This is a genomic window from Microbacterium oleivorans (genome assembly GCF_023715745.1).
Lineage (GTDB): Bacteria > Actinomycetota > Actinomycetes > Actinomycetales > Microbacteriaceae > Microbacterium > Microbacterium oleivorans_D.
In genome coordinates this window covers 237,000-260,836 of record NZ_JAMBOV010000005.1, presented here as the reverse complement: position 1 = coordinate 260,836, position 23,837 = coordinate 237,000, and the positions used below count along the sequence as shown (strand labels likewise).

The 23,837-nt window shown below is 69.6% G+C and carries 21 protein-coding genes; 1 reads left to right on the top strand and 20 read right to left on the bottom strand.

Going from position 1 to position 23,837, the window contains the following annotated elements:
- Positions 1-474: 474 nt before the first annotated feature.
- The 13 genes from tyrS to M3190_RS13585 all read right to left on the bottom strand — a co-directional run bounded on the left by tyrS (position 475) and on the right by M3190_RS13585 (position 14,689).
- The gene (gene tyrS, locus M3190_RS13645) at positions 475-1,761 is read right to left on the bottom strand and encodes a tyrosine--tRNA ligase (protein ID WP_285876423.1); all 1,287 of its coding nucleotides are present in this window, start codon (positions 1,759-1,761) and stop codon (positions 475-477) included.
- 118 nt (positions 1,762-1,879) lie between these two features.
- The gene (locus M3190_RS13640; protein ID WP_251582716.1) at positions 1,880-2,575 is read right to left on the bottom strand and encodes a hypothetical protein; all 696 of its coding nucleotides are present in this window, start codon (positions 2,573-2,575) and stop codon (positions 1,880-1,882) included.
- Complete coding sequence (locus tag M3190_RS13635) at positions 2,572-3,213, bottom strand: SatD family protein (protein WP_251582713.1); 642 nt, start codon at positions 3,211-3,213, stop codon at positions 2,572-2,574. The genes M3190_RS13640 and M3190_RS13635 overlap by 4 nt, the downstream gene beginning before the upstream one ends.
- Before the next feature lie 85 nt (positions 3,214-3,298).
- A complete protein-coding gene (gene argH / locus M3190_RS13630) occupies positions 3,299-4,729 on the bottom strand; it encodes an argininosuccinate lyase (RefSeq protein ID WP_251582711.1) in 1,431 nt (476 codons plus the stop codon).
- Entirely contained in the window at positions 4,726-5,787 is a 1,062-nt protein-coding gene (locus M3190_RS15550) for a heparan-alpha-glucosaminide N-acetyltransferase domain-containing protein (protein ID WP_251582709.1), read from the bottom strand. Before M3190_RS15550 ends, argH begins: the two co-directional genes overlap by 4 nt.
- A 44-nt stretch (positions 5,788-5,831) precedes the next feature.
- The gene (gene argF / locus M3190_RS13620; protein WP_251582707.1) at positions 5,832-6,755 is read right to left on the bottom strand and encodes an ornithine carbamoyltransferase; all 924 of its coding nucleotides are present in this window, start codon (positions 6,753-6,755) and stop codon (positions 5,832-5,834) included.
- Positions 6,752-8,011, bottom strand: coding sequence for an acetylornithine transaminase (locus M3190_RS13615; protein ID WP_251582705.1), 1,260 nt, complete (start codon positions 8,009-8,011; stop codon positions 6,752-6,754). Before M3190_RS13615 ends, argF begins: the two co-directional genes overlap by 4 nt.
- Positions 8,008-8,907 carry an acetylglutamate kinase gene (gene argB / locus M3190_RS13610; protein ID WP_251582703.1) on the bottom strand — a complete coding sequence of 300 codons (900 nt, stop codon included), beginning with the start codon at positions 8,905-8,907 and terminating at the stop codon, positions 8,008-8,010. Before argB ends, M3190_RS13615 begins: the two co-directional genes overlap by 4 nt.
- Entirely contained in the window at positions 8,904-10,061 is a 1,158-nt protein-coding gene (gene argJ / locus M3190_RS13605; RefSeq protein ID WP_251582701.1) for a bifunctional glutamate N-acetyltransferase/amino-acid acetyltransferase ArgJ, read from the bottom strand. Before argJ ends, argB begins: the two co-directional genes overlap by 4 nt.
- Positions 10,058-11,107, bottom strand: a complete 1,050-nt coding sequence (gene argC, locus M3190_RS13600) for an N-acetyl-gamma-glutamyl-phosphate reductase (protein WP_251582700.1) — start codon at positions 11,105-11,107, stop codon at positions 10,058-10,060. Before argC ends, argJ begins: the two co-directional genes overlap by 4 nt.
- 208 nt (positions 11,108-11,315) lie before the next feature.
- Complete coding sequence (locus M3190_RS13595; protein ID WP_251582698.1) at positions 11,316-12,308, bottom strand: NAD-dependent epimerase/dehydratase family protein; 993 nt, start codon at positions 12,306-12,308, stop codon at positions 11,316-11,318.
- Positions 12,309-12,359: 51 nt separating this feature from the next.
- Positions 12,360-13,937, bottom strand: a complete 1,578-nt coding sequence (locus tag M3190_RS13590) for a hypothetical protein (protein ID WP_251582696.1) — start codon at positions 13,935-13,937, stop codon at positions 12,360-12,362.
- The gene (locus tag M3190_RS13585) at positions 13,919-14,689 is read right to left on the bottom strand and encodes an ABC transporter ATP-binding protein (RefSeq protein WP_251582694.1); all 771 of its coding nucleotides are present in this window, start codon (positions 14,687-14,689) and stop codon (positions 13,919-13,921) included. Before M3190_RS13585 ends, M3190_RS13590 begins: the two co-directional genes overlap by 19 nt.
- Positions 14,690-14,746: 57 nt before the next feature.
- Between M3190_RS13585 and M3190_RS13580 the strand changes: the two genes are divergently transcribed.
- Positions 14,747-15,871 (top strand): AAA family ATPase, encoded by a 1,125-nt coding sequence (locus M3190_RS13580; RefSeq protein ID WP_251582692.1) that lies wholly within the window; start codon positions 14,747-14,749, stop codon positions 15,869-15,871.
- 27 nt (positions 15,872-15,898) lie between these two features.
- On the opposite strand, the gene pheT is transcribed toward M3190_RS13580, so the two are convergent.
- From pheT to M3190_RS13545, 7 genes are all read right to left on the bottom strand, one after another.
- A complete protein-coding gene (gene pheT / locus M3190_RS13575) occupies positions 15,899-18,409 on the bottom strand; it encodes a phenylalanine--tRNA ligase subunit beta (protein ID WP_251582690.1) in 2,511 nt (836 codons plus the stop codon).
- A complete protein-coding gene (gene pheS / locus M3190_RS13570; RefSeq protein WP_251582688.1) occupies positions 18,409-19,449 on the bottom strand; it encodes a phenylalanine--tRNA ligase subunit alpha in 1,041 nt (346 codons plus the stop codon). The genes pheT and pheS overlap by 1 nt, the downstream gene beginning before the upstream one ends.
- Positions 19,450-19,500: 51 nt before the next feature.
- Positions 19,501-20,439 (bottom strand): amino acid ABC transporter permease, encoded by a 939-nt coding sequence (locus M3190_RS13565; RefSeq protein WP_251582681.1) that lies wholly within the window; start codon positions 20,437-20,439, stop codon positions 19,501-19,503.
- The gene (locus tag M3190_RS13560) at positions 20,436-21,083 is read right to left on the bottom strand and encodes an amino acid ABC transporter permease (RefSeq protein ID WP_251582679.1); all 648 of its coding nucleotides are present in this window, start codon (positions 21,081-21,083) and stop codon (positions 20,436-20,438) included. Before M3190_RS13560 ends, M3190_RS13565 begins: the two co-directional genes overlap by 4 nt.
- A gap of 67 nt (positions 21,084-21,150) precedes the next feature.
- Positions 21,151-22,071 carry a glutamate ABC transporter substrate-binding protein gene (locus tag M3190_RS13555; protein ID WP_251582677.1) on the bottom strand — a complete coding sequence of 307 codons (921 nt, stop codon included), beginning with the start codon at positions 22,069-22,071 and terminating at the stop codon, positions 21,151-21,153.
- Between the two features lie 61 nt (positions 22,072-22,132).
- A complete protein-coding gene (locus M3190_RS13550) occupies positions 22,133-22,852 on the bottom strand; it encodes an amino acid ABC transporter ATP-binding protein (protein ID WP_251582741.1) in 720 nt (239 codons plus the stop codon).
- Positions 22,853-23,012: 160 nt separating this feature from the next.
- Positions 23,013-23,813: a TrmH family RNA methyltransferase gene (locus tag M3190_RS13545; protein ID WP_251582675.1), complete on the bottom strand. Its 801-nt coding sequence runs from the start codon at positions 23,811-23,813 to the stop codon at positions 23,013-23,015.
- Positions 23,814-23,837: the final 24 nt, after the last annotated feature.

The window sequence follows — 23,837 nt, the reverse complement described above, 5'->3', positions numbered from 1 at the left end:
CAAAGGAATCTCACCTCAGCCGAAGCCGAGATCGAGGTTATTTGGCATTTGACAAGTGCACGCTGTTGAGTTCTCAAGGATCGGATGCTCCCACACCACCCCCGCAAGGGCTTCGTAGTGAGGCAACGTCACTGACTCTTCACTCGACTCCCGAACAGGACGGCACGCGACGACCAGAAGATCGTTACGGGCTCATCACCACGGGGCTTCGAGGTGGAGTCCCCATCCTAGACCAAGAGGCCTTGTTCTCTCTAGGAGAGGTTTGGGATGGATTGTGTTCTCCGCTTGAGGGGGCCGGAGGCCTTTCGGTCTCTCGCTCTTCCCTGTGGGGCGAACGAGTAATAAGTTACGCGGCTCCCGCAGGTCCGGCAAATCTCGCCCGCATCCCGGGCGTGTCGCGCGGGATTCCGCGGCTCATGCAGAGAGGCCGCCCTCCCCCGGCTCGGGGATGGACGGCCTCTCGTACGGCGGTGATCAGGAGACGAACACCCCGGCGAGGGTCTTCTTGCCGCGGCGCAGCACCGAGACGCCTCCCGGCAGGGAGCCCGAGATGACGTGGTCGTCATCGACGACCTTCACCCCATCGACCGACACGCCGCCCTGCGCGATCGCCCGGCGCGCTTCGCTCGCACTCGAGACCAGACCGGTGTCGAGAAGCGCCTGCACGACAGGGACACCTCCGTCAGCGGTGATGTTCGGGAGCTCCTCGAGAGCAGACCTCAGCGTCGGTGCATCCAACGCCGTCAGGTCACCCTGACCGAACAGCGCGTCGGAAGCCGCGGCGACCGCAGAGGCGGCATCCCATCCGTGAACGGTCGTCGTGACCTCCATCGCGAGCCGTCGCTGTGCGGCACGACGGAAGGGTTCGTCGACGACGAGCCGCTCGTACTCCTCGATCTCGTCCCGCGTGAGGAAGGTGAAGACCTTCAGGCGGGCGACCACGTCGGCGTCATCGGTGTTGAGCCAGAACTGGTACATCCGGTACGGGCTGCACATGTCAGCGTCCAGCCATACGGCGTTGCCCTCGCTCTTGCCGAACTTCGTCCCGTCGCTGTTGGTGATCAGCGGCGTGCCGATGGCGTGCACCGATGCACCCTCGACGCGATGGATGAGGTCGGTGCCGCTGGTCAGATTGCCCCACTGGTCGCTGCCACCGGTCTGGAGGACGCACCCGTACTGGCGGTAGAGCTCCAAGAAGTCCATCCCCTGCAGGATCTGGTAGCTGAACTCGGTGTAGCTGATGCCCGCATCGGAGTTGAGTCGCGCGGCGACGGCATCCTTCTTGAGCATCGTGCCGACGCGGTAGTGCTTGCCGATCTCACGGAGGAAGTCGATCGCGCTGAGCGGCGCCGTCCAGTCGAGGTTGTTCACGAGACGGGCGGCGTTGTCACCCTCGAAGCTCAGGAACCGGCCCACCTGACCGCGGAGGCGCTCCACCCATTCGGTCACGGTCTCCCGGGTGTTCAGCGTGCGCTCGGCCGTCGGGCGCGGATCGCCGATGAGGCCGGTCGATCCACCGACCAATCCCAGGGGCTTGTGGCCCGCAAGCTGCAGCCTGCGCAGGAGCAGGAGCTGCACGAGATTGCCGAGGTGCAGACTCGGCGCCGTCGGGTCGAAGCCGCAGTAGTACGTGATCGGGTCGCCGGAGAGGAGGTCGCGCAGAGACGCCTCGTCGGTGGACACGTGCACGAGGCCACGCCAGACGATCTCGTCCCACACATTCGGGAAGGACGGGTCGTTGGCGGGCGCGAGAGCCTTCATTTCGGCGCTCGGAACGGATTCAGACACATGTTCCAGGCTATCAGCGGGCCTGCGGCCGATCAGCGGGGCGCGACCTCGTCGTGCAGAGGCACCGAGGTCCCGCGCCTCCGCGGAAGAGTCAGCCGGCGGTGCCCCACCACAGGAGGAAGGCGGCGCCGAGCGCCGTGACCCAGCTGACGAGACTGCCGATGAGGAAATACTCGGCACGGGTACCGAGAGCACTGTCACGGGAGATCTCCGGGAATCGGACGATGCCCTTCGCTGCGAGGACGGCGGCCAGCAGAGTGAACGCGCCCGTCAGCGTCAGCGCGAAGACGAGAACGCGTTCGAGGGGCCCGATGAGCCGACCGCCCTTCAGCGCGGTGGGCGAATCGGCATTCACCTCGCCCCCGCGGAGCGCCGCACGCACGACGACGTTCCCCGATTCGACGAGGAACGTGACCGCGCCGACGACGAAGACCGCCACATCGAAACTGACCGCACCGAGCGGCGAACCCGCCGGCCACGCTTCGCCGAGCGGCCCCTGATCGACGCGCACTCCGTGGAGGGCGACGGCGACGAACGAGGCGGCAGCCACGGCGATCAGCGGCCACAAGCCGGCGCGGCCACCGGTGGAACCGGGAGTCGCGAGGACCCAGACGGCGGCCACGGCGACCGCGACGAAGGCCCAGACCACGGCATCCGCTCCCGCCGCGCCGATGAGGATGAGGAGGGCGGCCGCCGCATACGCGACGCCGCGCCCCCGCGAGGGGACGTAGAGGCGGATGAGGTCGGCGACACCGACGCCGAGGAGGACGATTCCTGCACCGATCACGCGAGTCCCCGGACGAGGTCGGCGAATCCAGCGACGAGCGCCGCGGAGCCGGCGGAGGCGAGCGCCTGCGACACGGCGGGCTGGCTGATGCCTTCGGCGTCGGCGAGTTCTCGCTGCGTGCGCCCGAGGCATCGCCCGTAGGTCAAGCGGCGGGTGCGCTCGCTCATCGACGCGACGAGTTCGTCGCGAGCGAGGAGATAGGCGTTGGCGTACGCGATGCGTTCGTGCATGACGGCATCCTGCCCCGCTGCGGCGGCGATGCGGGTGCGCGCGTGCGGCACGGCGCGGTCCTGGAGCCGGTGCGCATCGTCGATCGCCTCGCGAGCCGCCCACCATCCCGGACCGTCGGTGATCGACTCGTCGATCGGATCCACCGCCCCCACGCCGATCCCGAATCTGAGCTGCACGCCCTCGGGAAGCCCCAACTGCACGAGCAGGAGGGACGCCACCGCGGCCGTGAGGCCGGGGAAGACGGCTTGGAACTCGTCGCCCACGGTGGCGGCGAGAGGAGCTGTCGCGACGGGGAGATCCGCGTGCACCTTCTCTGCCATCGTCACGATCGCCTGCTGGGCGCCGGCACGGTCCTGCAGAATCCGCGACCCGACGATGTCAGCGATCACTGCGGCGTTGTCACCCATGCCTGAAGGGTACGGCGGTGATGACATCGGTGCAATAAGCGAATGACTTATTCTTCGAGAGTTATAACCCGCGGATTCAGCGAAGTCAGACCTCCAGCGCGTGCGCGAGCTCCTGGGTGCGCGCCACCAGGGCGGCCCGCTGCTCGGCGACGCGCACCGGCGCCGTCCCCCCGGCGCCATCCCGGCTGGCGACCGAGCCGTCGATCGTGAGCACCTCGCGCACCTCGGGACCGAGATACGGTGACACGTCCGAGAGGAGTGCATCGTCGGCATCCGCCAGCTCGATCCCCCGCTGCTCGCACGCCTGCACCAATGCGCCGGAGATCTCGTGCGCGTCGCGGAAGGGAACCCCGCGCTTGACGAGCCAGTCGGCCACGTCGGTGGCGAGCGAGAAACCCTCCGGCGCCGAGGCCGCCATCCGATCCGTGTCGAAACGGAGCGTCGCGATCATGCCCGCGAACGCCGGCAGCAGAACCTCCAGCGTCGTCACCGAATCGAAGACGGGCTCCTTGTCCTCCTGCAGATCGCGGTTGTACGCCAACGGCAGCGCCTTGAGTGTCGCCAGCAGCCCGGCGAGGTTGCCGATGAGGCGACCCGACTTGCCCCGCGCGAGTTCCGCGATGTCGGGATTCTTCTTCTGCGGCATGATGCTCGACCCGGTCGAGAAGCCGTCATCGAGACGCACGAAGGAGAACTCCCGCGTGTTCCAGATGATGATGTCCTCGGCGAACCGCGAGACATCGACGCCGATCATCGCCGTGATGAACGCGAACTCGGCGACGACGTCGCGGGCGGCGGTGCCGTCCATCGAGTTCTCAGCCGGGCGGGCGAGGCCCAGGTCGTCTGCGACGAGCTGAGCGTCCAGTCCGAAGGTGGCTCCGGCGAGCGCTCCCCCGCCGTACGGGGAGACCGATGCGCGGGCGGACCAGTCGCGTAGACGCTCGAGGTCGCGGACGAGCGGCCACGCGTGCGCCTGCAGATGATGGGCCAGCAGGACGGGCTGCGCGTGCTGCAGGTGGGTACGGCCGGGCATGATCGCCTCGGGGTGCGCCTCGGCTTGGGCGACGATGGCGTCGATGAGGCGCACGAGGTCTCGGGCGATGACGCGCGAGTGGTCCAGGAGGAACAAGCGCACGAGCGTGGCGATCTGATCGTTGCGGCTCCGCCCGGCGCGCAGCTTGCCTCCGAGCTCGGGCCCGACCTCGCGGATGAGAGCAGCCTCCAGCGCGCCGTGCACGTCCTCGTCGGAGTCGGTCGCCACGAGCTTTCCGGCGCGCACCGCCTCACCGAGGACGTCGAGCCCCGCGTGCATACGGCCCTCTTCGTCCGCCGTGAGGTAGCCGGCGCGCCCGAGCGCACGGGCGTGCGCGTGGGATCCGCGCAGGTCGTAGAGGGCGAGCGCCCAGTCGAAGTGCGTCGAACGGCTCAGCGCAGCGAGTTCCGGTGAGGGGCCCGTGGCGAACCGCCCGCCCCACAACGCGCCCTGATTCGTCGCTTCGTTCTTGCGCTCGCTCACGTCTCCACCCTATCGGCGGGGTTCCCGCCCTCCGTCGGCACCAGCCGGCGCGACACCGTGGCGAGCGCACCCTCCAGCGGTCCACGGCCGACGACGACCGCCCACAGGGTGCACAGCACGATCGCTCCCACGCAGAACCACCCCAGCGGGTGGAGATCTCGGAACGCCCGCAAGTCGGTCGTGTCGCCGAACACGGCGAGCGCGATGATCGCCCACGCGACCACCTGGCCGACGTAGGCGGTCAGCGGCATCGATCCGACGGCCCGCAGAGGTGCCAGAACCCAGGTCAGCGGCGTCCGGCACACGAGCAGGCACGCGCCGAGGACAGCCATCGCGAATCCCGTCGACGACACGACCTCGACGATTCCGCCGCTGTGCGCCTCGGCGCTGAGGACAGCTTCGAGGTACGAGTCCGGTTGCGCCCACCCGGCCATGTCCGCGACGGACCCGACGACCGTGCCGAGCGCCACCAGCGCGACGCCGATCGCGAGGATCGACACCTGGGTGCCTGCCCGTCGTAGATCGGTGCGCCCCAGGGCCATCCCCGCGGTGACGAAGGCGATCCACAGCGGGAAGGGGTACGCCCAGCCGACGGCGAAGAAGAGCGTCTCCCCCGCCTCACCCTCCCAGACGGGCAGGGCCTCGAGGTATGGCAGAACCCACGGGACCACGACGGCGACGGCGACCGCGATCGCCCACAGGGCTGCCACCGGCAGTGCCAGGAGGGGCAGCGCGAGGAGGAACAGGATGCCGTAGGCAGGAAGTATCACGTAGATCGGCACCCCGGTCTGCGTCAACAGCAGTCCGATCGCCCACAGCATCACGGCGCGAACGGCCAGGCGTCGACGATCGACACCCAGCCTTGCACCGCGGTGCGGCATCCGACCGCCGGTGATGAGCGCGATCGACACGCCCGCCAGCACGGCGAACAGGATGGAGGACCGGCCGTTGACGACGTCGACCCACGTCGACGGATCGGTGAGCCGAAGCGGTTCCGGCGTGGTCAGCAGGTGCGCGGCGAGCATGCCGAACACGGCCAGCGCTCGGGCGAGGTCCACCCCGTGGAGCCTGGCGGGGCCGTTCCAGCTCCGCCAGGCACGTGTCACTGCTGCCGGAGCAGCCACACCAGCAGCGCCTTCTGCGCGTGCAGGCGGTTCTCCGCCTCATCCCAGACGACGCTCTGCGGCCCGTCGATGACGTCGGCGTCGACCTCGTATCCGCGGTCGGCGGGGAGGCAGTGAATGAAGATCGCGTCGCCCTCGGCGAGCGCCATCGTCTCCTGCGTGACCTTGTACGACCCGAGATCGCGCAGGCGCGCGATCTTCTCCTCCTCCTTGCCCATCGAGACCCATGTGTCGGTGACGATGACGTCGGCGCCGGCCGCAGCCTCGTTGGGGTCGGTGTAGAGAGTGAGGGAGCCGCCCGTCTCGGCGGCGATGCGGTCCGCGTCGGCGACGACGTCCTCGCGCGGCGCATAGGCCTCGGGCGAGGCGATGCGCACGTGCATGCCGGCGGTGACGCCGGCCAGCGCGTACGAGTGCGACATGTTGGACAGACCGTCGCCGAAGAACGTGAGCGTCAGCCCCTTCAGCTGCCCCTTGTGCTCGCGGATGGTGAGGAGGTCGGCCAGCAACTGGCAGGGGTGGAAATCGTCGCTCAGGGCGTTGACGACCGGGACGCGCGTGCCCGCCGCCATCTCCTCGAGGCCCGCCTGCGCGTACGTGCGCCACACGATCGCGGCGACCTGGCGCTCGAGGACGCGCGCCGTGTCGGACGGGGTCTCCTTGCCGCCGAGCTGGCTGTTCGCCGTCGAGATGATGAGCGGCGAGCCGCCGAGATCGGCGATGCCGACCGCGAAGGAGACACGCGTACGAGTCGAGGATTTGTCGAAGATCACCGCGACCGTCTGCGGCCCCTCGAGCGGCTTCTCCTTCCAACGGTCGGCCTTGAGCTCGAGTGCGAGGTCGAGGATCTCGGCCTGCTCGGCGGGGGTCAGGTCGTCGTCGCGCAGCAGGTGGCGGGTCATGCGGGGGCCTCCGTCGTGTCAGAAGTGTCGTCCGGGTCAGGGGTGCCGTCGAGCATCAGCGCATCCTCGACTGTGGCGAGGGCGCGGGCGAACAGGGTCTGAAACTCGTCGATCTCGACGTCCCCGATCGTGAGCGCCGGCGCGAGACGGATGGTCGAGTCGTTGGCCGCATTGATGATCAGCCCATGCTGCTGCGCCGCGGCGACGACCGCACCGGCGACGGGATGCCGCAGGGCGACGCCGACGAGGAGGCCGCGGCCGCGGCATCCCTCCACCAGCGTCGAACCGATCGCGGTGACTGCGTCGCGGACCTGCTGCCCGCGCTCTGCGGCGGCCTCAACCAGCTCGGCTCGTTCGATCTCGTCGAGGACGGCCGACGCGACGGCGGTCGCGAGCGGATTGCCGCCGAAGGTCGAACCGTGGGTGCCCGGGTAGAAGAGATCGCTCGCCGCCCCGAACGTGATGAGCGCACCGATCGGGATGCCGTTGCCGATGCCCTTGGCGACCGTGATCGCGTCGGGGGTGATGCCCGCGTGCTGGAAGGCGAACCATGCGCCGGTGCGTCCGGCGCCGGTCTGGATCTCGTCGACGATCAGGAGCGCGCCATGCCGGCGGGTGATCTCGCGGGCGGCGGCGAGGTACCCCTCGGGGAGTTCGAGGACGCCGGCCTCGCCCTTGATGGGCTCGACGAACAGCGCGGCGACCCGGTCGTCCATGGCCGCCTCGAGCGCCTCGATCGTCGAGTCGAGGAACTCCACACCCGGCACCATCGGCTCGAACGGCTGCTGCATCGCCGGCTTGCCGGTGAGGGCGAGGGTGCCCATCGTGCGGCCGTGGAACGCGTTCTTGAGGGCGAGGATGCGGGGGCGATCGGCTCCCCCGTGGAGTCTCGCGAGCTTGAACGCCGCCTCGTTGGCCTCGGCGCCGGAGTTGCCGAAGTAGACGCGGCCGGTCTCGCCCGTTCCCGCGAGACGCTTGAGGCGGGCGGCGAGACCGAGCTGCGGCGGGGTGGCGAAGTAGTTGGACACGTGACCGAGGGTCGCGGCTTGGCTTGCGACCGCCTGCACGAACACCGGGTGCGCGTGGCCCAGCGAGATCACGGCGATCCCGCCGAGGAAGTCGAGGTATCGCGTGCCCTCGTCGTCCCACAGGTAGGCGCCCTCGCCGCGCACCAGCAGTGCGTAGCGGTCGCCGGAGTTGAGGACGAGGTCGCGTGCGGCGTCGTCCTTCCAGCTCGTCGTCGTCTGCACGGTCATCCCGCCACCACCTCGGTTCCGATTCCGCGCCTCGTGAAGAGCTCCACCAGCACGGAGTGCGGCTGGCGTCCGTCGATGATCGCCGCGCGGTTCACTCCGCCGTCGACGGCGTCCAGGCACGCCTGCATCTTCGGGATCATCCCGGACTCCAGGCGAGGCAGCATGGTCCGCAGCTCGGTCGCCGTCAGGTTCGACACCAGCGAGTCGCGGTTCGGCCAGTCCGCGTACAGTCCCGCGACGTCCGTGAGGATGACCAGCTTGACGGCGCCCAGCGCGACCGCGAGCGCAGCGGCCGCGGCATCCGCGTTCACATTCAGGGAGCTTCCCGGCTCATCGACATCCGGCGCGATCGAGGAGACGACCGGCACCCGGCCGGCGGTGAGCTGGTCGAGGATCGGCTGCGGATCCACACCGACGACGTCGCCGACGTGACCGAGGTCGTGCTCGGCGCCGTCGACGACGACCCCGCGGCGGCGACCCTGGAACAGGCCCGCATCCTCGCCGGACATGCCCGTCGCGAAAGAGCCGTGCGCGTTGATGCGCGAGACGAGCTGCGGGTTGATCTGCCCCGCGAGCACCATGCGGACCACACCGATGGCCTCGGTGCTGGTGACGCGATAGCCGCCCTTGAACTCGCTCGGGATGTCGAGGCGGTCGAGCATCTTCGAGATCTGCGGCCCGCCGCCGTGGACGACGACGACCTTCACGCCGACGTGGTGCAGGTAGGCGATGTCCTCCGCGAACGCGGTCTGCAGCTCCTCGCTGACCATCGCGTTGCCGCCGTACTTGATGACGACGATCTGCTCACGGAAGCGCTTGAGCCACGGGAGGGATTCGACGAGGACGGCCGCCTTCCCGGCGGCCTCCTCAGGAGTGGTCTGCTGAATGTCGGTCATGACGAATAGGCGCTGTTCTCGTGGACGTAGTCGTGCGTCAGGTCGTTGGTGAGGATCGTCGCCGCCGCGTCGCCGACGCGGAGGTCGATGAGGATGTGCGTCGCCCGCGGCGCGAGGTCGACCTCATCGCGCGGACGGTCCGGACCTCCGGCCGTGCAGACGCGCACACCGTTGAAGGACACATCGACGTCGTAGGGGTCGAAAGCGGCCTCGGTCGTCCCGATCGCCGCGAGCACTCGACCCCAGTTCGGGTCGTTGCCGAAGATCGCGGCCTTGAAGAGGTTGTTGCGCGCGACCGAGCGGCCGACGGTGACAGCGTCGTCCTCGCTCGCGGCGCCGATCACCTCGATCGTGATGTCGTGGCTCGCACCCTCGGCGTCGCCCTGCAGCTGCGCGGCGAGGTCGAGACACAGCTCGGTGAGGGCAGCGGCGAACGCATCCCCGTCGGGACGGATGCCGCTGGCTCCGCTCACGAGCAGGGTCACCTGGTCGTTCGTCGACATGCAGCCGTCGGAGTCGAGGCGGTCGAAGCTGACCCGCGTCGCCTGACGCAGCGCCGCGTCGGCACCGGCGGCATCCAGGTCGGCGTCCGTCGTGATGACGACGAGCATCGTTGCGAGGCCGGGCGCGAGCATGCCGGCCCCCTTCGCCATCCCGCCGATCGTCCAGCCGTCCCGGGTGACGACGGCGCGCTTGGGGCGCGAGTCGGTCGTCATGATCGCGAGCGAAGCGGCCTCTCCCCCGTCCGCCGAGAGCGCGGCGACGCCCTTCTCGACGCCGTCGAGCACCTTGCCGCGGAACACCTCGTCACCGGTTCCGATCAGACCGGTCGAGCACACGAGGACGTCGCCGGCGCTCACTCCGAGGAGCTCCGCCGTCTTCTCGGCGGTCTGATGCGTGGTCTGAAAGCCGAAGGGACCGGTGAAGCAGTTGGCGCCGCCGGAGTTGAGCACGATCGCCTCGACGACGCCGTCGCCGATGACCTGCTGCGACCAGAGGATGGGGTTCGCCTTGGCACGGTTGGTGGTGAAGACGGCGGCGCCGACCTTCCTCGGCCCGCGGTTCACGACCACGGCCACATCCTTCGCTCCGGTCGATTTGAGACCGACGGCCACGCCCGCCGCCTCGAACCCTTGTGCTGCCGTGACGCTCACGGGGCTACTCCGTTCACGCTCAGACCCGTCGACTCAGCGAGACCGAGGGCGATGTTCATCGATTGGATGGCGGCACCGGCTGTGCCCTTGACCAGGTTGTCGACCGCGGTGACCACGACGACCCGGTTCGCGGAGCGGTCGATGGCCAGTCCCATGAGGGCCGTGTTGGCGCCGACCACGTCGGCCGTGCGGGGGAAACGTCCCTCGGGAAGCACCTGGACAAAGGTCTCACCGGCGTAGGCGGACTCCCAGGCCTCCCGTATCTCGGCATCCGTGACGCCCGGCGCGATCGGCGCAGTCGAGGTGGCGAGGATGCCGCGGGCCATCGGGACCAGCACGGGTGTGAAAGAGATCCGGATGTCGCGCGCGGCGGGCGCTGCGGCGGCGAGCGCCTGCCGGATCTCGGGGATGTGGCGGTGCGTGCCGCCGACGGCGTACGGGTTGGCCGTGCCGAGGATCTCGGAGGCGAGAAGGTTGGTCTTGAGGCTCTTGCCCGCGCCGGACGGTCCCACCGCCAGGACGGAGACGATGTCACCCGGGTCGATGACGCCCGCGGCGACACCGGGGGCGAGGCTGAGTGACACGGTGGAGGCGTTGCAGCCGGGGGCGGCGATCCGGCGCGCCCCTGCCAGCAGGTCGCGCTGCTTGACCCCGTCGGCGAGGAGCTCCGGGACGCCGTATGCCCACGGCTCGGGGAAGTCGCCGCCGTAGAACTGATCCCACGCGGCCCGGTCGGTCAGCCGGTGATCGGCGCCGGCATCGATCACGAGCGGGACGTCGGCCAGCATCTCGGTGTACTGCGCCGATTGCCCGTGCGGCAGGGCGAGGAAGACGACGTCGTGCCCGGCGAGGATCTCCGGCGTCGTGTCCTCGAGCGTGAGGTGCGCCAGCGAACGCAGATGCGGTTGGTGGTCGATGAGCGGCTGTCCGGCGTTCGAATGCGCCGTGACGGTGCGGATCTCGACGTCGGGGTGGGCGGCGAGGAGGCGGAGGATCTCGCCACCCGCATAGCCGGAAGCGCCGGAGACGGCGACCGAGATGGTCATGGATTCAACCTTATTGTCTGGGAGGAACAGGGCCGGAACGGCGACACCTGCGGCTCACTCCGAGACGCGGAGCACAGCGGGAGGGTCGCCTACCGTCGGCGGTCGCCCAGACGTCGACGCGCGCGCGAGCCCGCGGAAGCGGGGAGGATCGCGGCGGAGGACACACCGTGACGGTATCGCCGCGGCATCCGCTCTCGCAAATCGACCGTCACACGCCGGTCGCGGTCTCGCCCTCCCACACACGCAGCAGGTCGAGCTCCTCACTGCGTTCGAGCCCTGAGCCCCGCGCGCGAGAGACACCGCGCCGGCGTTCGTCGTCGAGAACGCGAGCGGTCGTATCCTCGATCGGACGGACGCGGCCACCCGCGGCGAGATACGCCGCGTTGCTGCGCGTCGCGAAGCCCGGCATGTCGTCGGGAAGCCAGAGCGGAAGCGACCGCGGCCCCATCCAGTAGCCCACGCCGTGACGCTCCAACCACTCCGCCGGAACCGTGTGGACCTGGCCGGTGTGTCCGGCGAGACGACGTGCGAGGGCGACGAACTCGTCGAACGGATGCGGCTCCCCCACGGCGTTGACGACGCCGTCGAACGCGCGAGCACCGGCGCTGACGACGAAGTCGGCGAGGTCATCGACGTCGATCACCTGCACACGGCCGCGAGTCTCCGGCACGAGGACGGTCCCCTCCCCCGCGGCCGCGAACCGGGCCGCCCAGTATCCGAAGCGGTCCGTCGGGTCGCCGGGGCCGACGATGAGCCCCGGTCGCACGACCGCGACTCGCGCCGCCAGCCCGACCGCTGCCTGCTCGGCGGCGACCTTCGCGCGGGCGTAGTCGTCCTCGTCCCCCTCGTTCCAGGCAGGCACGACCTCGGCGGTCTCGTCCGCGTCCTCCTCGTCGGCGTCCGCATACACCGAGACACTCGACACGTAGGTCGCGTGGGCGGCGCGACCGGCGAGCGCGTCCGCAGCGTCCCGCACGTGGAAAGGGTTCGAGGAGACGTCGACCACCTCGTCCCAGTCGCGCCCCGCGACATCGCGGTAGGCATCGGGCGCGGCACGGTCGGCGACCACGAGCTCGACTCCGTCAGGCGCTGCACGGCGCCCCCTCGCCACGCTCGTCACCTCGGCTCCGCGGTCGATCCATCGCTGCGCGACGCGGGACCCCAGCCAGCCGGTTCCGCTCAGGATCAGGATGCGCGTCATGCATCCCATCGAACCAGCGGCCGCGGCGGGGCAACACCCCGAGACGCGAGATCAGTTCGGCAGCGCCCGGATCTTCGCGAGCAGATCGGGACCGGTCCGTTCGATGAGGCGCCCACCGATCACGATGCCGAGCAGGGCGACGACGATCCCCGTCAGGACGCCGACGGTCAGCGCGACCCAGGCCCACACCCGATCCGATGAGGACGAGGCGATGATCGCGGTGACGATCGCCGGGGCCGACAGCGCGATCACCACGCCCCAGACGACGAAAGCCAGCAGCCCGTTGACGAAGGTCTGTCCCGGGACGCTCTTGAACGGACTGTCGCCCGGCGCGGCGACGGGAGTGATGATGAGGGCGGACGACACCGCCGAGACGCCGTATCCGACGAGGATGATGCCGAGCGACGCACCGAGGGTCACCGGGAGCCGCGATGTCGTGCCGGATACGGCAGCGGTCACCACCGCGAGAAGGACGATCAGCGGCACACCGACACACGCCGCTCCCAGTGTCCTGCCGGCCCGGTCGGCGAACCCTCGGACGCCCGTCGCCAGCGCCGTCGCGTACGCGGTGCCGTCGTAGGAGACGTCGGTGTAGCCGACGATGGACAGCATCAGTGCAGCGAACGTCGGCGATAAGCCGAAGAAGAACCCGTCGGGTCCGCCGGTGACCAGGAACACTATCGGGAGCAGCGGAACGATGAGGATCTGCCGCAGGTAGCGGGGGTCCCGCAGCCACGCGTTCAGCGACCGCGCCCAGGTCGCACCGACGCCGCCGGTCGGCATGACGCCGAACAGGCCGAGATGGCCCGCAGCCGCCACCCGGCGCGTACGCGGCGCGGCATCCGTCCCTGCGTCGATGACCCGTGACCACACCCCCCACAGCACGAGGACGGTCGCGGCGGCGATCCCCAGGCGTGCGAGCGCGGGCAGGACGTCGCCGGCGGCGAGCGCGGGAGCGACACCCCACGCGGCACCGATCGGGGTCCACGGCAGGACGCCGGCCGCGGCGACGAGCCGCGCCACCAGGTCACCGCCACTGTCGAGGAGCGACAGCGTGCCGGTGAGGATCGGCCCCGCCATGACGATCAGGATCAGGACGACCGTGCCGATGAGTTCGCGACCGCGGCGGCTGCCGCCGAGCCCCCCGGAGAGTTCCGCGACCAGCCGTGACGCCAGCACACAGGTGACCACGGCCAGCACGGCGCAGGGGATCGCCACGAGCACGGCGATCGGCCACCTCACCCACAGGATCACGGTGCTCAGCGCTGCGATCGCGGTTGCGATGCCCGGAAGACCGGTCAAGCCGGTTCCGGCGAGCGCGAGCATCGTCTGAGTGCGGGTGAAGGGGAAGACGGCGAGGCGACGGGCGTCGATCGAGGTGTCCATGCCGGTGATGAGGATCGGGCCGAGGACCCATCCCAGCAGGAGCACCGTGCCGCCGAGGATGCTCACCGCCGCGGCCGCGTCGAGGGGTTGGAACACTGCGAGCGCGACCATGCCGCCGATCACCGACAGGAGCGCACCGATCGCCCACAGCGCCCCGAAGATGAACCCCACGAGTTGCCAGGGTCGACGGGCGAGCGTGTTGAACAGGGCGCGATATCTCAGCTTCAGGACTGCCGCAACCACTGCGGTCCCTCCGACTGGTGGCGCCCGCCGACGAGGGACACGAAACGGTTCTGGAGGCTGTCGCCCGCGCGAACCTCCTCGATCGTCCCCGCGGCCAGTACCCGGCCTGCCGCGATGACGGCGACGTGATCGCACATGCGCTGCACGAGGTCCATCGAGTGACTCGACACGATGACCGAGCCGCCCGAGGCGGTGTAGCCGCGCAGCACGTCCTCGATGTTGGCCGCCGACACCGGGTCGACGGACTCGAACGGTTCGTCGAGGACGAGCAGGCGCGGCGCATGGACGAGCGCGCAGGCGAGGGCGACCTTCTTGGTCATCCCAGCCGAGTAGTCCGCGACGATAGATCCCGCCGCGGGGCGGAGGTCCATGAGGTCGAGCAGATCCGACACCCGCTGAGTGATCTCCGGGCGCGGCAGGCCGAACATCATTCCCGTGTACGTGATGAGCTGCTCGCCGGTGAGCCGATCGAAGAGGCGGATGCCGTCCGAGAGGTTCCCGATCATCCGTTTCGCCGTCACCGGGTCACCCCACACATCGACACCGTGCACGTGGGCGCTCCCGCTATCCGGCTTCAGCAGCCCGGTCGCCATCGACAGGGTCGTCGTCTTGCCGGCGCCGTTCGGGCCGACGAGCCCGTAGAACGAACCGGCAGGGACGACCAGATCGATGCCGGCGACGGCGGTGACGGAGCCGAACTGCTTCACGAGTCCGGTCAGCTGCAGGGCGGGGACGGTCCAGGAGTCGGTCACGGGCAGAGCCTAACCGCCCGGGCAACAGGTGTCGGGGGCGCCTGGCACAGTGGAGGGATGCTGCGCACGCTCGCCGTATCCGGGTACCGCTCGCTCCGCGACGTCCTCATCCCCCTGGAGAACCTCACCGTCGTGACCGGGCCGAACGGGTCGGGGAAGTCGAACCTCTATCGCGCGCTCCGGCTGCTGGCGTCGGCGGCGACGGGCGACCTCGTCGGCGCGGTCGCCCGCGAAGGCGGGCTCCCCTCGCTCCTGTGGGCGGGACCGGAGGAGGGCGGCGACCAGGGCACGGTGCGTCGGAACCCGATCGCCGTGCAGCTCGGCTTCGCGGCGGACGAGCTGGGCTACCTCGTCGATCTCGGCATCCCCCAGGCATCCCGCGACAGCGTGTTCGCGCGGGATCCCGAGATCAAGCGCGAGCAGGTCTTCGCCGGGCCGCTTGCGAAGCCCGCGACGCTCCTGATCGATCGCCTCCGCGGTCAGACGCGAGTCCGTGACGGCGGATGGGTGCCGCTCGACCAGAAACTCGCTCCCTTCGAGAGCATCATCACCGACCTCGCCGACGGCGACACCGCTCCCGAACTGCTGGGGCTCCGGCGCATCATGAACGGCTGGCGCTTCTACGATCACTTCCGGGTCGACGCGGACGCCCCCGCTCGCCGCCCGCAGGTCGGGACGCGGTCCCCCGTTCTGTCGCACGACGGCTCGAACCTCGCCGCCGTCTGGGCCACGGTGGTCGACGCCGGGCTCGAGCACCTGCTCGACCGCGCGGTCGACGACGCCTTCCCGGGCAGCCGTGTCAGAGTCGCGGCATCCGACGGCATCCTGCGGCTCACCGTGACGCAACCCGGACTACTCCGGCCGCTCGAGGCCGCCGAGCTCTCCGACGGGACCCTCCGCTACCTGTTGCTGTGCGCGGCGCTCCTGCCGGCCCGGCCCGCGCCGCTCACGGTCCTCAACGAACCCGAGTCCAGCCTGCATGTCAGCCTGCTCGAGCCGCTGGCGGGCCTCGTCCGCGCCGCATCCGAGAACTCCCAGGTGCTGCTGGTCTCGCACGCGGCGGGTCTCATCGACGCGCTCCCCGAGGCGCACCGGATCTCGCTCGAACGCCGCGGCAACGGCACAGCCGTCTCGGGGCAGGGACGGCTCGACGCTCCCCCCTGGAACTGGGGAAAGCGCTGAGGCCCGTCAGGGCACGGTGAGCGATGGTCAGTCGCGGATCGTCGCCCCGAAGCGCTCGGTCGCGACGGCGACCCCGGCGAGCTTCGCCTCGGTCGCTTCGGAAGCCGTCAGCGTCCGGTCGTCGGCGCGGAACCGCAGTGCGAAGGTCAGGCTCTTCGCGCCGTCCGCGACACCCGGTCCGCGATAGTCGTCGACGAGGCGCAGGTCCTCGAGGAGCGACCCGGCCCCGTCGACGAGCGCCGCACGGACGGCGCCCGCGGGGACGTCAGCCGGCACGACGAGCGACACGTCCTGCGTCGCCGCGGGGAAGGTCGCGAGAGACGCGGCAGCGGTGGGTTCGCTGACGAGCGACAAGATGCCGTCGAGGTCGAGCTCGGCGACGAACACGCGTCCGTGCAGGTCGGCGGCGGCCGCCACCGCCGGTAGGAGCTCGCCGACGTAACCGACCTCCACGTCACGAACGTGGAGCGTGCCGGTGCGACCGGGGTGGAGTGCTGCTCGCTCGCCCTGCCGCACCTCGATCTCGACACCCGCAGCAGCAGCGATCGTGCGTATAGCGCCCAACGCATCGGCGAGGTCGAACGCCACCGCGGCAGCACCGGGGCGCTTCACCGCAGCGTGGCCGTGCAGCAGGACCGCGACGTGGCGCGGCTGCGGCGGGATAGAGGCGTGCAGCGCGGCGAGGGTCTCCTCATCCGGTCGCTGCGCGAGCGGCGGCACGGAGTCGGTGCCGTAGGTCACACCCTCATCCGGGGTGAAGACGCTGCCGGACTCGAACAGGGCGACGTCGGTGAAACCGCGCGAGACGTTCCGATGTGCGATCTGCAGGAGGCCGGGGATGAGCGACCGACGCAGGTGGGGCGCCTGTCCGTCGAGCGGGTTGGCGAGCCGGATCGAGGTCAGGTGCTCCCCCGACGCGGAGCCGTGGAGGTCGTTCTGCTCCTCGGTCGTGAAGGGGAAGGCGACGACCTCGACGAGGCCGGCTGCGGCCAGCGCGTTCGCGACGCGACGGCGTCCGCGCTGGTGCGGCGTGAGGCCGCGGCCGGACGGCGGGGTCGGGAGGATCGACGGGATGCGGTCGAGCCCGTGGATGCGGGCGATCTCCTCCGCCAGTGTCCAGCGGTCGGTGAGATCGGGACGCCAGGACGGCGGGATGACCTCCCACGCGTCTTCCGCATCCGAGACCTCGCAGCCGATCGTCCCGAGGGCGCCGACGATCTCGTCGTCCGAGTAGTCGACGCCGATGAGCCCGGCCGTGAAGGACTTCGGCAGGTCGATCGACGGGATGAACACCTCGGCGAACAGGGCGCCACCGGTCTGCGTGTCGAGGGTGCCGCCGGCGAGCTCGACCATGAGGTCGGCGACGCGGCGCGCGGCGACGAACGGGATCAACGGGTCGACTCCGCGCTCGAAGCGGCGCGATGCCTCGCTGGGCAGCTTGTGACGCCGGGCCGTCCGCGCGATGGACACCGTGTCGAAGATCGCCGCCTCGATGAGGACGTTGCGCGTGGCATCCCCCATCTCGGTCGTGCCGCCGCCCATGACCCCGGCGAGGCCGATCGGGCCGGACTCGTCGGTGATCAGCAGATCCTCGGCGTCGAGGGTGCGCTCCTTGCCGTCCAGGGTCGTGAGCTTCTCACCCGCGGTCGCGCGACGGACGGTGATGCCTCCCGTCAGCGTGTCGAGGTCGTACCCGTGGATCGGGTTGCCGAGCTCGAGCATCACGTAGTTGGTGATGTCGATCAGGATGCCGAGGGAGCGGATGCCGGCGAGCGTGAGGCGCGCGGTCATCCACGGCGGCGTCGGTCGCGACGGGTCCACGTCGCGCACGATGCGGACGACGAACTCGCTCGCTCCGGGCTTGCCGTGGATGGGCGCCGCGTCGTCGATCGCGACGGGGAATCCGCCAGTCGGCTGCTCGAGCTCCTCGAAGTCGCGCAGACCCGGGTCGCGGAAGGCCGCCCCGGTGGCGTGCGCGTACTCACGCGCGACGCCTCGGATCGACAGCGCGTACCCGCGGTCGGGGGTGACGTTGATGTCGACGGCGACGTCGTCGAGCCCGAGCAGGGAGATGGCGTCGGTGCCGACCTCGGGGTCGAGGCCGAGCTCGGTCAGACGGAGGATGCCGGAGTGCTCGTCGCCGAGGCCGAGCTCCTTCGCGGAGGCGATCATGCCGTCGGAGACGTGGCCGTACGTCTTGCGCGCCGCGATCGGGAAGGGACCGGGCAGGACGGCGCCCGGCAGCGTCACGACGACCTTGTCGCCCTCGAAGAAGTTGCCGGCGCCGCAGACGATGCCGCGGATGCCGCCGTGCTCTTCACCGACGTCGACCTGGCACCACCGGATGGTCTTGCCGTTGGACTGCGGCTCGGGCTCGGACGAGACGACGCGGCCGACGACGATCGGGCCGCTGAGGTCGAACGCGTGCACGTCCTCCTCCTCGAACCCGACCGACACGAGCGACGCGAGCACGTCCTCGGGAGTCGTGCCGGGCGCGACGTCGACGTATTCGCGCAACCAGGAGAGCGGGACGCGCATCAGACCACCATTCCGAACTGCTCACTGAAGCGGACATCGCCCTCGGCCATGTCTCGCATGTCCTGCACATCGCTGCGGAACATCAGGGTCCGCTCGATGCCCATGCCGAAGGCGAAGCCCGAGTAGACCTCGGGGTCGATGCCCGCGGCGCGGAGGACGTTGGGGTTCACCATCCCGCATCCGCCCCACTCGATCCAGCGCGCGCCGCCCGGGAAGGTCGGGTGCCACAGGTCGAGCTCGGCGGACGGCTCGGTGAACGGGAAGTAGTTGGTGCGGAACCGGGTCTTCGCCTCTGCGCCGAAGAGCACCTTGGCCGCGTGGTCGAGGGTGCCCTTGAGGTTCGCCATCGTGATGCCCTTGTCGATCACGAGGCCCTCGAACTGCGTGAACGCCGGCAGGTGCGTCGCGTCGAACTCGTCGGTGCGGTAGACCCTGCCCGGGCAGAGGACGTAGATGGGCAGCTCGCGCTCGAGCATCGAGCGCACCTGCACGGGGCTCGTGTGCGTGCGCATGACGAGGTGACGCGCGACAGGATCGACGAAGAAGGTGTCCTGCATCTGACGTGCGGGGTGGTCGGGCGCGAAGTTCAGGGCGTCGAAGTTGAACCACTCGTGCTCGAGCTCGGGTCCTTCCGCGATCTCCCAGCCCATGCCGACGAACAGGTCCGCGATCTCCTCCTGCAGGAGCGAGATCGGATGCCGTGCCCCGACGCGCGCGGCGGGGACGATCGCGGTGATGTCGACGCGCTCGGCCTCGAGCTTCGCGGCCGTCTCGGCGGCGGCGAGCTCGGCCTCACGGGCGGCGAGCGCCTGGTTGACGCGACCGCGCGCCTGACCGACGAGCTTGCCGGAGGCGGCCTTCTGATCGTTCGGGACGTTCCGCAGTTCGGCGTTCAAGCGAGCGAGCGGCGACCCTTCCGCGGTGTGGGCCGAGCGAGCGGCCTTCAGCGCAGCGGTGTCGGGAGCGGCGGCGAAGGCGGCCAGCGCCTCGGAGACGGCGGCATCCACCGCCTCGGGGGTGATCTGGGGTGCGTCGGACACGAGAGACGAGTCTACCGGCGGGTCGGGGCGCGGCCCGCCGGTAGGACGACGTCAGATGCTCGTGGGCGCGTTGCCGGGATCGAACTTGCCGGCGCCCTTCTGAGCGGCGATCAGCTCCGTGTCGGTCGTGGGCGCCACCGGGTGGTGAAGCGGGTCTACAGCTCCGGCACCGCCCGTGCCGCCACGGGAGCCCGGCGAGCGGCGCAGTCGCTTCTCGACGAGAGTCGCGACCCACGAGAGGAGGAGACACATCGCGATGTAGATCGCGCCGATGACGATGCCGGCCTGCAGGATCGGGCGCCCCGGCTGGGAGGTCAGCTGCTTGGCGAAGTAGAGCAGCTCCGGGTAGGTGATGATGAAGCCGAGCGCCGTGTCCTTCAGCGTGACGACGAGTTGGGCGATGATGACGGGCAGCATCGCGCGGATCGCCTGCGGCATCAGGATCAGGCGCATGACGCCGCTCTTGCGCAGCCCGATCGCGTACCCGGCTTCCTTCTGGCCGCGCGGCAGCGACTCGACGCCGGCTCGGATCACCTCGGCGAGAACCGAGCCGTTGTACATCACGAGGGCGATGACCACCGCCCAGTAAGGCTCCATGCGGATGCCGACGGTCGGCAGACCGTAGTACATCAGCGACATGAAGATCAGGACCGGAATCGCTCGGAACAGCTCGGTGATCGCAGCGACGGGGACACGGATGACGGCATGGTCGGAGAGACGCCCCACCGCCAGGACGAGTCCCAGGATGATGGCGCCGACGGCGGCAAGACCGAACGCCGCGAGCGTGTTGCCCAGCGCGCGCAGAATGTTCATCCACACGGCGCTGAAGGAGAAGACGTACCAGCGGTCCGGCGCGAACTGACCCGTCACCGCGAACCGGTAGCCGATGAAGCCGAGCACGCCCAGCACCGCGACGACGGTCGCGACGCCGAGGATCCGGTTGCGAAGGATCGCCCGGGGGCCGGGGACGTCGTACAGGACGGAAGTCATCGCGCGATCCTCCATTTGTTCTCGAGATAGCGCTGCAGCCAGCTGAGCAGCAGGACGAGGACCACGAAGACGACCGCGACCCAGAGGAGGACGGTGAGGGCGTTCTCGCCTCGCTCGCTGAGGTTGGCGCGGATGACGCCCAGCTCCGCGACACTGAAGCCCGCGGCCACCGTGGTGTTCTTCAGCAGAGCGATGAAGACACTCATCATCGGCGGCACGACGGACCGGAAAGCCTGAGGCATCACGACGAGGGTCATCACCTGGGTGAAGGTGAGACCGATGGCGCGTGCGGCCTCGGCCTGACCGACCGGGACGGTATTGATGCCGGCGCGGATGACCTCCGCGACATAGGTCGCCGTGTAGACGCCTAGGGCCCAGATGGCCAGCACCGTGAAGCCCGGATTCGGCAGCCGCAGAGCCGGGTAGCCGAATGCGAAGAAGAAGAAGACGAGCGTCAGCGGGGTGTTGCGGATGATGTTGACGTACAGCGTCCCGAACGCGCGGGCGACGGGGATCGGCGAGACACGCATCGCCCCGATGAGCGTCCCGAGGACGAGCGCGATCGCGCCGCCCGCGAGGAAGAGCAGCAGCGTGTTGCGCAGCGCCTCGCTCCATAGATCGAGGTTGTCGGTGATGACGCCCACTTCGTCTCCTTGGCTGGTGCGGGGCGGGGGCTCGCGCCCCCGCCCCGGATCATGGTGTCAGCGCGATTCAGTATGCGTCGACGGCAGGCTGGTCGACGGTGATCCCGGACTCGCCCAGGTTCTTGTCGAAGATCGCCTGCCAGGTGTCGCCACCCTCGGTGAAGAGGTCGTTGATGTGCGCGCGGAGGGCGTCGTCACCCTTGCGCAGACCCACGCCGTAGTTCTCCTCGCTGAAGGGCTCCCCGACGACCTTGACGTCGTTCGGGTACAGCGCGGCGTAACCGATGAGGATCGCCTGGTCGGTCGTGACGGCGTCGACGGTGCCGTTGATCAGCGCGTCGACACATGCCGAGTAGAGGTCGAACTCCTCGGTCGGCACGTCGGGGTAGTTGTCCTTGATGTTCTGGATCGGCGTCGAACCGGTCGCAGAGCACACCGTCGTGTCGGCGCTGAGGTCATCCTCGCTCGCGATGTCACTGTCCGCGGCGACAAGGAGGCCCTGACCCGTGGTGAAGTACGGACCGGCGAAATCGATCTGCTCCTTGCGGGAGTCGGTGATCGAGTAGGTGCCGACGTAGTAGTCGACATCGCCGTTCACGATCGACTGCTCGCGATTCGCGGACGCGATCGCCTTGTACTCGATCTTGTCCTCGTCGAAGCCGAGGGATGCCGCGATCCAGCGTGCGATGTCGACGTCGAAGCCGGAACGCTCGTTCGTGGTGGCGTCCAGGAAGCCGAGACCCGGCTGGTCCTCCTTGACGCCGACGATCACGCCGTCTCGTGACGTCATGGCGTCGAAGGTCGGGCTGCCCTCGAGCGACACGTCGCTGGCGACCTCCCACAGCTGTTCGCTGCCCCCCTCGGAGCCCTCGCCGCCGGTGCCGCCCTCGGCGCCCGGGCTGGTCGGGCTGCCGCTGTTGCAGCCGGCGAGTGCGAGTGCCGCGATGGCGATGCCGGCGAAGGTGCCGGCGATACGAGTCTTGCGCATGTGATCCTCCTGGTTTCGTGTCGTGCGTCGTTCGTCGCGCCGGTGCAAGGGCGCGGACGTCTCAGTGGGTGATGAGCTTCGAGAGGAAGTCCTTCGCACGGTCGCTCTGGGGGTTCGTGAAGAACTCCTGCGGCGCGGCCTCCTCGACGATCTGCCCATCGGCCATGAAGACCACACGGTCGGCGGCCTTCCGGGCGAAGCCCATCTCGTGGGTGACGACGATCATCGTCATCCCCTCCTGCGCGAGGCCGACCATGACGTCGAGCACCTCGTTGATCATCTCCGGGTCGAGGGCCGACGTCGGCTCATCGAAGAGCATGACCTTCGGCTTCATCGCGAGAGCACGCGCGATCGCGACACGCTGCTGCTGGCCGCCGGACAGCTGTGCGGGGAGCTTCTCGGCCTGGTGACCCACGCCCACGCGGTCGAGCAGCTCGCGGGCGAGCTTCTCGGCATCCGCCTTCTTCATTCCCTTGACCTTGATCGGCCCGAGCGTGACGTTGTCGAGGATCGTCAGGTGGGAGAAGAGGTTGAAGGACTGGAAGACCATCCCGACGTCCGCGCGGAGGGCCGCGAGCGCCTTGCCCTCGGCGGGAAGGTCGTCGCCGTCGATCGTGATGCGGCCGCTCGTGATGGTCTCGAGCCGGTTGATCGTGCGGCACAGGGTCGACTTGCCCGAGCCGGACGGTCCCACGACCACGACGACCTCGCCGCGGTTGACCGACAGATTGATGTCGGTCAGTGCCTGGAAGTCGCCGTAGTGCTTCTGCACGTCCGACATGACGACGAGCGGCTCGCCACGACGAACGTCGATGTTCGACGTGCGCGGCGCGGGATCGGCAGCAGGAGTGGTCATGGAACCCACACTAGGCAACGGTCCACTCGCTGAACGACCGGATGCCGCGGGGTTTACAGTTCCGTAATCAACCCCCGGAGCGGCGTCAGCCGGCCGCGCGCTGCGCGAACGCCGACTCGTACAGGCAGACGCTCGCTGCCGTCGCCAGATTGAGGGACTCGGCGCGGCCGTAGATCGGCAGCCGGAGCGACAGGTCGACCAGGGCGAGTGCGTCGTCGTCGAGTCCGCGGGCCTCGTTGCCGAACACCCATGCCGTGGGGTCCGCCAACGTGCCACGGTGGTCGACGAAGTCCTCTCCTCCGACATCCGCCGCGACGATCCGCAGACCCGCGGAGCGCGCGCGCCCCGTCGCGTCCGCGAGATCCACGCCGACGGCGACCGGCAGGTGGAACAGCGACCCGGTCGTCGCCCGGACGACCTTGGGGTTGAAGGGGTCGACGGTGCGCCCGGTGAGAACGACGGCGTCCGCACCGACGGCATCCGCAGCTCGGATGATCGTGCCGAGGTTGCCCGGGTCGCGGACTTCCTCGCAGATCACGATGAGACGGGGGTCCCCGTCGAAGACGTCGCGGACCGAGGTAGGGACCTGACGGGCGACGGCGACGATGCCCTGAGGCGTCACCGTGTCGGCCATGGCCTCGATGACCTGCTCGCTCGCGAACGCGACATCCACGCCGGCCTCGGATGCCGCGTCACGGATGTCCTGGTGCTTGTCCCATGCCGTGGGGGTCGCATACAGCTCGAGCAGGGTGTCCGGCCGCCAGAGGAGGGCCTCGCGAGCAGCCTGCGGACCCTCGAGCAGATAGAGGCCGGTCTCCTGCCGCGCCGTGCGCTTCGTCAGCTTCGCGACCGCACGGACGCGCGGTGAACGTGGGTTCTCGAGCACGATCTCAGTGTAGGGGCGGTGCGC

Bases quoted from the DNA above. Each gene is read 5' to 3' on its own strand.
- tyrS (WP_285876423.1), bottom strand. From the start codon at position 1,761: ATGAAGGCTCTCGCGCCCGCCAACGACCCGTCCTTCCCGAATGTGTGG.
- M3190_RS13635 (WP_251582713.1), bottom strand. From the start codon at position 3,213: ATGGGTGACAACGCCGCAGTGATCGCTGACATCGTCGGGTCGCGGATT.
- argF (WP_251582707.1), bottom strand. From the start codon at position 6,755: ATGACCCGCCACCTGCTGCGCGACGACGACCTGACCCCCGCCGAGCAG.
- M3190_RS13615 (WP_251582705.1), bottom strand. From the start codon at position 8,011: ATGACCGTGCAGACGACGACGAGCTGGAAGGACGACGCCGCACGCGAC.
- argB (WP_251582703.1), bottom strand. From the start codon at position 8,907: ATGACCGACATTCAGCAGACCACTCCTGAGGAGGCCGCCGGGAAGGCG.
- argC (WP_251582700.1), bottom strand. From the start codon at position 11,107: ATGACCATCTCGGTCGCCGTCTCCGGCGCTTCCGGCTATGCGGGTGGC.
- M3190_RS13595 (WP_251582698.1), bottom strand. From the start codon at position 12,308: ATGACGCGCATCCTGATCCTGAGCGGAACCGGCTGGCTGGGGTCCCGC.
- M3190_RS13580 (WP_251582692.1), top strand. From the start codon at position 14,747: ATGCTGCGCACGCTCGCCGTATCCGGGTACCGCTCGCTCCGCGACGTC.
- pheT (WP_251582690.1), bottom strand. From the start codon at position 18,409: ATGCGCGTCCCGCTCTCCTGGTTGCGCGAATACGTCGACGTCGCGCCC.
- M3190_RS13565 (WP_251582681.1), bottom strand. From the start codon at position 20,439: ATGACTTCCGTCCTGTACGACGTCCCCGGCCCCCGGGCGATCCTTCGC.
- M3190_RS13555 (WP_251582677.1), bottom strand. From the start codon at position 22,071: ATGCGCAAGACTCGTATCGCCGGCACCTTCGCCGGCATCGCCATCGCG.
- M3190_RS13550 (WP_251582741.1), bottom strand. From the start codon at position 22,852: ATGTCGGACGTGCAGAAGCACTACGGCGACTTCCAGGCACTGACCGAC.